Consider the following 12585-nt stretch of genomic DNA (forward strand, 5'->3'; position numbering starts at 1 on the left):
CGTGACCGACTTCGTCCGGAGCTTCGAGACCGGTTCGATGGAGGACAAGGACCTGCTCGGCGGCAAGGGGGCGAACCTCGCCGAGATGACGCGGCTCGGCATCCCCGTCCCGCCGGGGTTCACGATCACCACGGACGCCTGCCGCCACTACCTGTCGACCGGTGAGGTGCCCCCCGGCCTCTGGGACGAGGTGGCCGAGCACGTCCGCGCCCTCGAGGCCCGCACCGGTCGCCGGCTCGGCGACCCGCACGACCCGCTGCTCGTGTCCGTGCGCTCGGGCGCGAAGTTCTCGATGCCGGGGATGATGGAGACCGTCCTCGACATCGGGCTCGGCGACGCGTCGGTCGAGGGGCTGGCCGCCCAGACCGGCGACGCCCGGTTCGCCTGGGACTCCTACCGCCGGCTCGTCCAGATGTTCGGCAAGACGGTGCTCGGCCTCGACGGCGAGCGCTTCGAGGACGCGATCGACGCGGCCAAGGCGGCCAAGGGCGTCCGCGCCGACGTCGACCTCGACGCCGACGACCTGCGCGCGCTCGTCGGCACCTTCCAGCGGCTCGTCGAGCAGGGCGCGGGCCGGCCCTTCCCGCAGGACCCCCGCGAGCAGCTCGAGGCGGCCGTCGTCGCCGTCCTCGACTCGTGGAACTCCGACCGGGCCGCGCTCTACCGGCGCCGCGAGCGCATCCCCGCCGACCTCGGCACGGCCGTCAACGTCCAGGCGATGGTGTTCGGCAACCGCGGCGCCACCTCCGGCTCGGGCGTGGCCTTCACCCGTGACCCGGCCACCGGGGCGTCCGGCGTCTACGGCGACTACCTGCCGGACGCCCAGGGCGAGGACGTCGTCGCCGGGGTGCGCAACACGCTCTCGCTCGCCGACCTCGAGCGCCTCGACCCCACGAGCCACGCCGAGCTGCTCGACATCATGCGCCGGCTCGAGGCGCACTACCGCGACATGTGCGACATCGAGTTCACCATCGAGCAGGGCCGGCTCTGGATGCTCCAGACCCGCGTCGGCAAGCGCACGGCCGAGGCCGCCTTCCGCATCGCCGTCGCCCTCGTCGACGAGGGCGTCATCACCGAGGAGGAGGCCCTGCTGCGGGTGACCGGCGACCAGCTGGCCCAGCTGATGTTCCCGCACTTCGACCCGTCGGGCGCGCGCTCCCTCCTCGCGACGGGGATGAGCGCCTCGCCCGGCGCGGCCGTCGGCGCGGCGGTCTTCGACTCCGACACCGCCGTCCGGATGGCCGCCGCGGGGACCCCGGTGATCCTCGTCCGGCGCGAGACGACGCCGGACGACCTCCACGGGATGGTCGCCGCCGCGGGCATCCTCACGAGCCGGGGCGGCAAGACCTCGCACGCGGCCGTCGTCGCGCGCGGCATAGGGCGCACCTGCGTCTGCGGCGCCGAGACCCTCGAGGTCGACACCCGCGCCGGCCGGTTCACCACGCACGGCGGCACGGTCGTCCACCAGGGCGACGTCGTCTCGATCGACGGCTCGACCGGCGAGGTGTTCGCCGGCGAGGTCGCCGTCCGCCCCTCCCCCGTCGTCCGGTACTTCGAGGGCAGCGCCTCCGTCGACGAGGGCGGCCCCGTCGTCGCCGCCGTCGACCGGCTCATGACGGTGGCCGACAAGCACCGGCGGATGGCGGTGCGCGCCAACGCCGACACCGCCGAGGACGCGGCCCGGGCCCGGCGCTTCGGGGCCGAGGGCATCGGCCTCTGCCGCACCGAGCACATGTTCCTCGGGACCCGCCGCACGCTCGTCGAGCGGCTCATCCTCGCCGAGGGACCGGACGAGCGGCAGGCCGTCCTCGACCAGCTGCTCCCCCTCCAGCGCGCCGACTTCGTCGAGATCTTCGAGGCGATGGACGGCCTGCCGGTCACCGTGCGGCTGCTCGACCCGCCGCTGCACGAGTTCCTGCCCGACTTCACCGAGCTGTCGGTGAAGGTCGCGGTGGCCGAGGCGACCGGCGCCGAGCACGACACCGAGTCGCTGCTCCTGCTCGCCGTGCACCGGCTGCACGAGGAGAACCCGATGCTCGGGCTGCGCGGCGTGCGGCTCGGCATCGCCATCCCCGGACTGTTCGAGATGCAGAGCCAGGCCGTCCTGGAGGCGGCGGCCGTCGTCAACGAGCGGGGCGGGCACGCGCGCCCCGAGATCATGGTCCCGCTCGTCGGCGCGGTCGAGGAGCTGCGGGCCATCCGCACCGAGATCGACGAGGCCGCCGAGCGCGCACGGCTCACGCACGACGTCCCGCTCGAGCACCTCGTCGGGACGATGATCGAGCTCCCGCGGGCCGCCCTCACGGCCGGCGCGATCGCCGAGGCCGCCGACTTCTTCTCGTTCGGCACCAACGACCTCACCCAGACGACGTGGGGCTTCTCGCGCGACGACGTCGAGTCGAGCTTCTTCTCGCGGTACATGGAGGCCGGCATCCTCGGGGTCTCCCCCTTCGAGACCATCGACCCGCTCGGGGTCGGCCGGCTCGTGCGGATCGGCACCGACGAGGGGCGGGCGACCAAGCCGGGCCTCAAGGTCGGTGTCTGCGGCGAGCACGGCGGCGACCCCGAGTCCGTCCGCTACTTCGAGGAGCGCGGGCTCGACTACGTGTCGTGCTCGCCGTTCCGCGTCCCCGTCGCCCGGCTCGAGGCCGGCCGCGCGGTGGTCGGCGGCTGACCCGCCGGACGACGCACGGCCCGGCCCCCACGAGGGGGGCCGGGCCGTGGCTCGGTGGCGTGGGAGTGCACCGCGATGGTGGAGGTGGCGGGAATCGAACCCGCGTCCACTGACCGCAGCCCAGGGCTTCTCCGGGTGCAGTGCGCTGAGGAGTTTCTCGGCCCCGGGGCTCGCGCGCACACGTTCCCCGACAGGCCCAGCCGAGGAGGAGTCCCGCGTCGCCTCTCGGCACGACGACGCAGCAAGATCTCTGGCTGACGCTGGTTACTGAGCCGAGATCGAGCTCAGGCCAACGGACTTCGGGCTCGCTCAGGCGGCGAGGGCGAAGTCGGTGCGCTTGGAATCGGCACCTGTTGTTTTGCACGGAGCGTTGTACGAGATGACCGTGCGTCCTCGACCCGCTTCCCACTGGACATCCGACCAATGTCGAAACCGATCACCCCCCTGAGGGGGTCACTCCCACGCTGTCGAGTTGTCAACCGGGCCGACCGTGTCGTCCCGGACCGCCAGTATGCCGTCCAACGCGCGCCCGGCCCAACCCCATTCCCCTCGGGGACGGTGGTCAGGCGCCGGACGCCTGCGCCGGGGACGAGGCGCCGTCGGTGCCCGTGGAGGCCTGGCCCTCGGGAGCCGACCCACCGGCGGGCGACGAGGCCCCACCGCCGTCGGTGCCGGAGGTGGAGCCGCCGGTCGAGCCACCCGTGCCGCCGTCCGGCGTGGGGGTCGGCGTCGGGGTGGGGTCGGGGGCGGGCGTGCGCGACGGCCTCGGGGCCGGGAGCGGCACCGACGGGGCGGACGTCCCCGAGGTGCCGGACGGGCCGGTGGGTGGGGCACCGACCGGTGCGTCGTCGGCCGGGGTCGGCGCGGGCGCGGTGGGCCCCGTCGTGGTCGGCCCGGGCGACGGCACGAGCAGCTCGGAGGCGCGCGGGGTGGCCGTGGGCGCGACCGGTGTGGGCGTGGGGCCCTCGCTCGGGCGGGCCATCGGCTCGTCGGCGGAGCCGCCGCGCGGGTGGACGAACGACGGGTCGTTCGGCGAGATGTGGAGGGTGCTCAGGCCGCCCGGCTGGAGGGCCACGACCCCGCCGACGGTGAGGACGCCGACGCACGCCACGGCAGCCACCTGGAGCGCCTTGGCGCGCTGTGAGGTGGCACGTCCCCTGCGATGACCGTGCACTCCTCCACCCTAGGTGACCGTTCCCGCAGGTGGAACGTCCGAACGGACGATGTGGAGGGCACGCTCCGGGAGGCTCGGCGGGTCGCACCGGGTCGCGTGGACGGGACCGCCGCAGGCCGCCGCCCCGTCACTAGGGTTGGGCCCGTCGCTGCGCCGCCGACCCGGAGGTCCGTCCGTGTTCCAGAAGATCCTCGTCGCCAACCGCGGGGAGATCGCCGTCCGGGCGTTCCGCGCCGCCACCGAGCTGGGCGCCAAGACGGTCGCCGTCTTCCCGCACGAGGACCGCACCTCCGAGCACCGGCTCAAGGCCGACGAGTCCTACGAGATCGGCGAGGAGGGACACCCGGTCCGCGCCTACCTCGACCACGAGAACATCGTGCGCGTCGCCGTCGAGTGCGGCGCCGACGCCGTCTACCCCGGGTACGGCTTCCTCTCCGAGAACCCGGACCTCGCCGAGGCCTGCGAGGCCGCAGGGATCACCTTCATCGGCCCGCCCGCCTCGGCCCTGCACCTCGCCGGCAACAAGGCGCGGGCCATCGCCGCGGCCCGCGAGGCCGGCCTGCCGACCCTGCGCGGCGCCGAGCCGACCACCGACCTCGACGCCCTCGCGGCGGCCGCCGACGACATCGGCTTCCCGGTCTTCGTCAAGGCGGTCTCCGGCGGCGGCGGACGCGGGATGCGCCGGGTCGACGACCCCTCCACCCTGCGCGACTCGCTGGAGTCGGCCCAGCGCGAGGCCGACGCGGCCTTCGGCGACCCCACCCTCTACCTCGAGCAGGCCGTCGTCCGCCCCCGGCACATCGAGGTCCAGGTGCTCGCCGACGGCACCGGCACGGTGCTGCACCTCTTCGAGCGCGACTGCTCGGTGCAGCGGCGGCACCAGAAGGTCGTCGAGATCGCGCCGGCACCCAACCTCGACCCCGAGCTGCGGGCCCGCATCTGCGCCGACGCGGTCCGGTTCGCCGAGGCCATCGGCTACAAGAACGCGGGCACCGTCGAGTTCCTCCTCGGCGAGGACGGCCGCTACGTCTTCATCGAGATGAACCCGCGGATCCAGGTCGAGCACACCGTCACCGAGGAGGTCACCGACGTCGACCTCGTCGTCGCGCAGATGCGCATCGCGAGCGGCGAGACCTTCGAGGACCTCGGGCTGCGCCAGGAGGACATCCGCACCCGTGGCGCCGCGCTCCAGTGCCGCATCACGACCGAGGACCCCGCCAACGGCTTCCGCCCGGACGCCGGGCAGATCACCGTCTACCGCTCGGCCGGCGGCGGCGGGGTGCGCCTCGACGGCGGCACCGTCTTCGTCGGCGCGCAGGTCAGCCCGCACTTCGACTCGATGCTCGTCAAGCTCACCTGCCGCGGCAGCGACTTCGGCGTCGCGGTGCGACGGGCCCGACGGGCGTTGGCGGAGTTCCGGATCCGCGGCGTCTCGACGAACATCCCGTTCCTCGAGGCGGTGCTCGCCGACCCGGTGTTCCAGCGCGGCGAGGCGACGACGAGCTTCATCGACGAGCGCCCCGAGCTGCTCGAGGCGCGGATGGGCGGCGACCGCGGCACCAAGCTGCTCCAGTACCTCGCCGACGTCACGGTCAACCAGCCGCACGGCGCGGCGACGACCCACCTCAAGCCACGCACCAAGCTGCCGGCCCTCGACCGCGAGGCGCCGCTGCCGCCGGGCACCCGCGACCTCCTGCAGCGGGTCGGCCCGGCCGAGTTCGCCCGCCGGCTGCGCGAGCGCACCGACGTGCCGGTCACCGACACGACCTTCCGCGACGCCCACCAGAGCCTGCTGGCCACCCGGATGCGCACCCGCGACCTCCTGCACGTCGCCGGCCACGTCTCGCGCACGACCCCGCAGCTGCTGTCGGTGGAGGCCTGGGGCGGGGCGACGTACGACGTCGCGCTGCGCTTCCTCCACGAGGACCCGTGGGAGCGGCTGGCCCTGCTGCGCGAGGCGATGCCCAACGTCCCGCTGCAGATGCTCCTGCGCGGGCGCAACACCGTCGGCTACACGCCCTACCCGACGAAGGTCACCGACGCGTTCGTCCACGAGGCGGCCCGCACCGGCCTCGACATCTTCCGGATCTTCGACTCGCTCAACGACGTCTCGCAGATGCGCCCCGCCGTCGACGCCGTCCTCGACACCGGCACGGCGGTCGCCGAGGTCTGCCTCTGCTACACCGGCAACCTCATGGACCCGGGTGAGAAGCTGTACACCCTCGACTACTACCTGCGCCTCGCCGAGGAGATCGTCGGCACCGGCGCGCACGTCCTCGCCATCAAGGACATGGCCGGGCTGCTGCGCGCGCCGGCAGCCCGTCGCCTCGTCACGGCGCTGCGCGAGAACTTCGACCTGCCGGTGCACCTGCACACCCACGACACCGCCGGCGGGCAGGTCGGCACGCTGCTCGCGGCCATCGACGCCGGGGTCGACGCCGTCGACGCCGCGACCGCGACGATGTCGGGCACGACGAGCCAGCCGAGCCTGTCGGCCCTCGTCGCCGCCACCGACGGCACCGAGCGCGAGACCGGCCTCGACATCGACGCCGTCTTCGCCCTCGAGCCGTACTGGGAGGCGGTGCGCCGGCTCTACCGGCCGTTCGAGTCCGGGCTCGCCTCCCCCACCGGGCGCGTGTACTTCCACGAGATCCCCGGCGGCCAGCTCTCGAACCTGCGCCAGCAGGCCATCGCCCTCGGCCTCGGCGACCGCTTCGAGGACGTCGAGGACATGTACGCCGCAGCCGACCGCATCCTCGGCCACCTCGTCAAGGTCACCCCGAGCAGCAAGGTCGTCGGCGACCTCGCCCTCGCGCTCGTCGGCGCCGGGGCCGACCCGGCGGACTTCGAGGAGAACCCGACCCGCTACGACATCCCGGACTCGGTCATCGGCTTCCTCGGCGGCGAGCTCGGCGACCCGCCCGGTGGGTGGCCCGAGCCGTTCCGCACCAAGGCGCTGCAGGGACGCACCGCGAAGCCGCGCGTCACCGAGCTCACGCCCGAGCAGGAGGAGGCGCTCGTCACCGACACCCGGCGGACCCTCAACCAGCTGCTCTTCCCCGGCCCGACGAGGGAGTTCGAGGAGACCCGCGAGCTCTACGGCGACCTCTCGGTCCTCGGCACGATCGAGTTCCTCCACGGGCTCGAGCACGGCGTCGAGTACGAGGCCGAGATCGAGGCCGGCAAGCGGCTCCTGCTCGGCATCAGCTCGGTCGGCGAGGCCGACCGCCAGGGCATGCGGACGGTCATGTGCACCCTCAACGGGCAGTTCCGCCCGGTCCAGGTGCGCGACCGGTCGGTCGAGGCCGAGACCAAGGCCGCCGAGAAGGCCGACCCCGGCACGCCGGGCCACGTCGCCGCGCCGTTCGCCGGCGTCGTCACGCCGACCGTCGCCGAGGGCGACACCGTCGAGCCCGGCGGGGTCGTCGCGACCATCGAGGCGATGAAGATGGAGGCCAACATCACCTCGCCGACGGGCGGCCGGGTCGAGCGGCTGGCCATCGCCGGGCACCAGCAGGTCGAGGGTGGTGACCTCGTCCTGGTCGTGTCACCCGGCTGAGCCGGACTCCCCCGCACGAGCGTCGAGGACGTCGAGGTCACGCAGGGCGTAGCGCAGGTGCTCCCACTCCTCCTCGAGGACGGTGTGCAGGCAGGACCGCACCGTCTCCGAGTACTCCGGCGCCCACGGGTTGGCGCGGGTCGCGTCGAGCTCGTCCGCGCTCGCCGCACCGAGGAGGTCGCGCACGAGGGCCGTCCGGTCCGCCCGGGCGGCGAGCACCTCGGACCACGGCGGCGTGCCCGGGGCGAATACCGACGGGTCGTGGCCGTCGGCGGCGTACTCGGCGTTCGGCATCCCCAGCGGGTGCCAGGGTCGCTCGACCCCGAGCACGGCGCCCCGCACCCACGTGTCGGTGGCCATGACGAGGTGCCGCACCGTCTGGGCGAAGGACCACTCTCCGTCGACGGAGGCATCGAGCGTGCCCTCGGGCATCGTCTCGGCCCGGGCCACCGCGCCGGCCCAGGCCTCCTCGACCGCGGCCCAGGCGGCGCGCAGGCCGTCAGGGTCCTCGGCCCGACGCAGGGCGCGCCCGGGCAGGCGCCGGTCGAGCTCGGCGTCGACGAAGCCGGTGACGTCGATGCCGTTGACGAGAAGGGTGCTCTCGCCGTCGAGAAGCCAGGGGGCGTCGATCTCCGCGCCGGCCACGTCGACCGCCCGCAGGACGGCGCGCGAGAGGTCGCAGCGCACGAAGCGCGCGCCGCGCAGGTCCCGGTCGACGAAGAGCGCGGACCGCTCGGCCCGCTCGGGGGAGGCGTCGGACGACTCGCTGGAGGTCACGGCGGGAGCATCCCACGGAGGTGCGCGGATCGACTGGCCACAGGCCGCGCGGGGTGGTCAACGATGGGCCCCGACCTGCGACGTTCAAGGTTCGTCGAAAGTTCGACGTCACGAAAGCCCCGGGCCGGCGACGGCCTGCATACGGTGGAGGAGTCAGCATCGTGGGGCACCGGACCGGTGCCACCGCGTCACCGGTGAAGGGAGAGCGCCATGGGACTCGGCGACAAGATCGAGAACATGAAGGACGACATCGTCGGCAAGGGCAAGGAGGCCACGGGCAAGGCGACCGACGACGAGCGCCTCGAGGCCGAGGGCCGCGCCGACCAGTCGAAGGCCGACCTCAAGCAGGCCGGCGAGAACGTCAAGGACGCCTTCAAGCACTGAGCCACGACTCCCGGGTCCTCCGGGGAACCACGACGGGCCGCCCCCACCGGGGGCGGCCCGTCGTCGTGCATCACCAGCTGCCGCCGGAGGACCCGCCGCCACCTCCGCCGGAGAAGCCGCCCCCGCCGCTGAAGCCCGAGGAGCCCGACGAGCCGGGCGTCGACACGAACGTCCCCGCGGCCACCGTGGAGAACGAGTCCATGCTCGAGGCGACGTCGTGGAACCCGCCGTCACCCCACGACCCGGCGTACCAGAGCGGGGGCGAGACGACGTGGCCGGCGGCGGTGGCGGCCGCCGCGACCTGCTCGAAGACCGCGGCCCAGCGGTCGGCCAGCCCGAAGACGATGGCGTAGGGCAGGAACCGGCTGAAGAGGTCCTGCGCCTCCTCCCACCGGATCTGGTTCGCCTCGGCCGTCGCGAGGTAGCGCTCGAAGCCGCGCGACTGGGCGAGGACGGCCGAGCCCTCCGCGGTGCGCGAGGCCATCCGCTTCCCGAGCGAGCGGGTGATCACGCCGGCGACGCCGAGGCCCCCGCCGAGCACGAAGACCGGGCTCACCGGGAAGCCCGAGTCGGCGAAGAGCCCGGAGGCCGGTCCGGCGAGGAAGAAGACGGTGATGGCCCCGAGCCCGACGAGCACGTTGCCGAGGCTGACCCATCCCGAGCGCTGCGACTCGGGGCTGCGCCGGAACCACCGGCGCTCGACGACCTCCTCGTACATGAGCCGCTGCACGGCGTCGAGGGTCGGCTTGAACCGGTTCTTCAGCGACGACAGCTCGGTGCGGTCGGACCCGGCGAACAGCGCGTCGAGGAGGAGCTGCTCGTACGGGGCCAACGGGGCCGAGCCGGCCGGCGGGGCCGTGCGCGTCAGCACCCAGTCGTCGCTGCGCAGGGCGCGGTCCTCCTTGGCCAGGGTGAGGTGGCCGCGGACCGCGAGGTCGATGATCGTCGCCGTGACGTCGGTGAGCCCGGCGTCCTCGTCGATGATCGTGCCGACCAGTCCCGGCTGGACGCCCGGCGGGGGCGTGAACTGCACGGCGACGGTCGGGGCGGGGCCTCCGTAGGTGACGGCGGCCTCCTGCCCGAGACCCGGCGAGAGCCCCGGCGTCAGGCCGGCGTACTGCTCGTCGCGCCCCCGCGTCCACACGAGCAGGCCCATGAGCGACCCGGCCGCCAGGGGTGCGAGCACCCCGGCGCCGATGGTCAGCGCACCGACCGTGCGCGACACCCCGGGGCTCACCGCGCTGCCGTCGCTGCTCTCGACGTCGCCCTCGCGCAGGTCGGGCGTGAGGTCCTCGAAGGCGTCGCGGGGGAAGGACGCGACGACCGAGGCACCCTCCTCGGCCCCGAGGTCCGGGACGTCGTACGTGGCCGTCTCGCCGGGGGTCGCCGGGCAGGCGTCCGTCGACCCGTAGGGCCCGGAGAAGCAGGCCGCCTTGGTGACGGCCGCCGGACCGCTCACCTCGGCGCGGACGTCCCTCTGCGGGAACCCGTTCGCCGTGCTGACGACGTCGTAGTAGACCTCGGCGGTGCCGTCGCCGATGTCGTTGACGAGGTGGGCGAGGCGGTAGCGCACGACGTAGCGAGCGGTGCCGCGGACCGTCTCGGACGGGCTGCCGATGCGGATGCGACGGTCGGCACCGTAGTCCTCGACGGTGATGTCGGTGGGCGCGCCCGACGGCGAGGACACCTCGATGCCGGACAGCTCGTAGTACCGGTACTGCGTGTCACTGTCCCGGTAACCGGCCCGGACGCGGACCAGCCGGTAGATGCCGTGGCGGTCCTCCCCGTCCGGGAAGCGCCACGTGATCTCCTCGGTGACGAGGACCGACCCGTCGGGCTGGGCCTCGATGCTCGTGTGCAGGCGGTCGGCCTGCTCCTCCGCGACGAGGGCGGCGGGCACCGCCCCGCCCCACGCCCCGACCCGCGGGACGGTGTCCGTGGCGCCGGAGGGCAGGGCCCACGCCGGCAGCACCGTGCCGACGGCGAGCAGCAGGGTGAGGACCGTGACGGCGGCCCCCCGCCGCCCCCGGGTGCCCACCGGGTCAGTCCTCGCCGCGACGACGTGCGGCGATCGCGCGGTCGGCCTCGCGGCGGTCCTGGCGCTCACGCAGGGCCTGCCGCTTGTCGTAGGCCTTCTTGCCCCGGACGACGGCGATCTCGACCTTGGCCCGGCCGTCGAGGAAGTACAGGCTCAGCGGCACGACGGAGTACCCGGTCTCGCGGGTGGCCTGGGCGATCTTGTCGAGCTCGCGACGGTGCAGGAGCAGCTTGCGGCGGCGGCGCGGCGTGTGGTTGGTCCAGGTGCCGTTGACGTACTCGGGGATGTGCACGCCCTCGAGCCAGAGCTCCTCGTCGCGGTCGAAGCCGGCCCAGCCGTCGACGAGGGAGGCCCGGCCCATCCGCAGCGCCTTGACCTCGGTGCCCATGAGGACCATGCCGGCCTCGTAGGTGTCCTCGACGAGGTAGTCGTGGCGGGCCTTGCGGTTGCTCGCCACGAGCTTCTTCCCCGGGTTCCGCCCGTTGTCCTTCGCCACGACAGGGAGGCTACCGTCCGGTCCCGCGGGGCGCGCCGGGGATTCCCGGCCGCCGGCTCAGGACAGGGTGTTGAGCCACTTCCGCGGGTTGGCGAAGTTGCCGTTCTCGAGGGTCTCGAAGTGCAGGTGGCAGCCCGTGGAGGTGCCGGTCGTCCCGCTGTAGGCGATGAGCTGCCCGCGGCTGACGTGCCCACCACCGACGACGATGCGCGAGAGGTGGTTGTACGTGCTCGCCAGCCCGACCCCGCGCTCGAGGCCGTGGTCGATGACGACGCGGTTGCCGTAGCCGCCGCCCCAGCCGGCCGAGATCACCGTGCCGCCGGCCGCCGCGTAGACGGGCGTGCCGCAGTTGACGGCGTAGTCGCGCCCGGAGTGCAGCTTCCAGTAGTGGTAGATGGGGTGGAAGCGCATGCCGTACTCGGAGCTGACCCAACCGCTGCGGACCGGGCGGCTCAGCACGCCCGAGCCGGTCGAGCTGCCCCCACCGCCACCGCCCCCGCCGCCGTTCTTCGGGTGCTTCTTGGCCTCGGCGGCGGCCTTGGCGCGGGCCGCGGCGGCGCGCGCGGCGAGGATCTTGCGCAGCCGGGCGGCCTCGGCCTGCATCGAGGCCAGCTGCTTCTTGTCGGCGGCGAGCTGGTCCTCGTAGCCCTTGGCGGCCTTGGTCTGGGTGGCCGCGAGCGCCTCGAGGTCGGCCTGGGCCTTCGTCGCGGCCTGCCGGGCGGCCTGGGCGCGGGCGAGCGCCGCGGCGGCCGCCTTCTGCTTGCGGTCGGAGTCGACCCGCAGCGCCGAGAGGTGGTCCTCGAGCGCGGTGAGCCCGGCCTGCTCGGTCGAGAGCCGCTCCATCGTGCGGTTCTGGACGTCGAGGACGGTGTCGACCATCGCGAGCCGGTCGGCGAAGTCCTGCGGCTCGGTGCTCGAGAGGGCGACGTCGAGCTGGCCGAAACCCTGCTGCTGGTAGATCTGCGCGGCGAACTGGGCGAGCCGCTTGCGGCCGGTCGCGACCTCCTTGGTCGCCTTCGCGAGGTCACCCTGGGCCTTGGTCTCGTTGGCCTTGGCCACCTCGAGCTGCTGGGTGGCCTCGGCCTCGGCCTGGTCGGCCGCGACGGCGGCGGCCCGCGCCTTCTCGAGGGCGTCGCGCGCGGCGGGCAGCTTGTCCTGGGTGTCCTTGAGGCTGGAGTACGCCTTGCTCAGGGCCGCGCTCGTGTCGTCGAGGTGGTCCTTGAGCGCGTCGATCTTGCGGTCGACCGAGCGCTTCTGGTCCCCCGGGTCGGGGGCCGCCGGGGCCGAGGGGGCCGCGACCGTGACGGTGACGACGGCGCAGACCAGGGCCGCGAGTGCTCCCATCGCGCGACGGGGGGCGGAGGCGCGCGCGTGGTCAGGTCGTCCCATGATCACCATTGGTAACACGATTCACACGAGTCTGACCAGTCGACGGGCGGAAAAGCAGCCACACGGGTGACACCCCGCATCAGAAGTCTCTCAG

8 protein-coding genes and 1 other RNA gene are annotated in these 12585 nt (G+C 73.7%); 3 read left to right on the plus strand and 6 right to left on the minus strand.

Going from position 1 to position 12585, the window contains the following annotated elements; translation table 11 throughout:
• Window position 1 precedes the first annotated feature (1 nt).
• Window positions 2–2674: a pyruvate, phosphate dikinase gene (ppdK, locus tag JQN70_RS10765; RefSeq protein ID WP_204131348.1), complete on the plus strand. Its 2673-nt coding sequence runs from the start codon at window positions 2–4 to the stop codon at window positions 2672–2674.
• A 76-nt stretch (window positions 2675–2750) separates the two neighbouring features.
• Here the strand turns inward: ppdK and ssrA are convergent.
• Window positions 2751–3118: a transfer-messenger RNA gene (ssrA, locus tag JQN70_RS10770) on the minus strand.
• Window positions 3119–3236: 118 nt separating this feature from the next.
• Window positions 3237–3794 (minus strand): hypothetical protein, encoded by a 558-nt coding sequence (locus JQN70_RS10775; RefSeq protein WP_204131349.1) that lies wholly within the window; start codon window positions 3792–3794, stop codon window positions 3237–3239.
• A 229-nt stretch (window positions 3795–4023) separates the two neighbouring features.
• Here JQN70_RS10775 and JQN70_RS10780 point away from each other — a divergent pair, with 229 nt between their 5' ends.
• A complete protein-coding gene (locus JQN70_RS10780) occupies window positions 4024–7407 on the plus strand; it encodes a pyruvate carboxylase (RefSeq protein WP_204131350.1) in 3384 nt (1127 codons plus the stop codon).
• Here the strand turns inward: JQN70_RS10780 and JQN70_RS10785 are convergent.
• Complete coding sequence (locus tag JQN70_RS10785; RefSeq protein ID WP_204131351.1) at window positions 7396–8184, minus strand: DinB family protein; 789 nt, start codon at window positions 8182–8184, stop codon at window positions 7396–7398. The genes JQN70_RS10780 and JQN70_RS10785 overlap by 12 nt on opposite strands.
• A 210-nt stretch (window positions 8185–8394) precedes the next feature.
• Here JQN70_RS10785 and JQN70_RS10790 point away from each other — a divergent pair, with 210 nt between their 5' ends.
• Window positions 8395–8568, plus strand: coding sequence for a CsbD family protein (locus tag JQN70_RS10790; protein WP_204131352.1), 174 nt, complete (start codon window positions 8395–8397; stop codon window positions 8566–8568).
• Window positions 8569–8638: 70 nt separating this feature from the next.
• On the opposite strand, the gene JQN70_RS10795 is transcribed toward JQN70_RS10790, so the two are convergent.
• Genes JQN70_RS10795 through JQN70_RS10805 form a run of 3 tightly spaced genes read right to left on the minus strand, consistent with a single transcriptional unit; the run spans window position 8639 to window position 12446 of the window.
• Window positions 8639–10606, minus strand: a complete 1968-nt coding sequence (locus JQN70_RS10795) for a DUF2207 domain-containing protein (RefSeq protein ID WP_307835925.1) — start codon at window positions 10604–10606, stop codon at window positions 8639–8641.
• Window positions 10607–10610: 4 nt separating this feature from the next.
• A complete protein-coding gene (gene smpB, locus JQN70_RS10800; protein WP_204131353.1) occupies window positions 10611–11102 on the minus strand; it encodes an SsrA-binding protein SmpB in 492 nt (163 codons plus the stop codon).
• A gap of 57 nt (window positions 11103–11159) precedes the next feature.
• Complete coding sequence (locus JQN70_RS10805; RefSeq protein WP_204131354.1) at window positions 11160–12446, minus strand: M23 family metallopeptidase; 1287 nt, start codon at window positions 12444–12446, stop codon at window positions 11160–11162.
• Window positions 12447–12585 lie beyond the last annotated feature (139 nt).

Source organism: Phycicoccus sonneratiae, assembly GCF_016887965.1.
Taxonomy (GTDB): domain Bacteria; phylum Actinomycetota; class Actinomycetes; order Actinomycetales; family Dermatophilaceae; genus Phycicoccus; species Phycicoccus sonneratiae.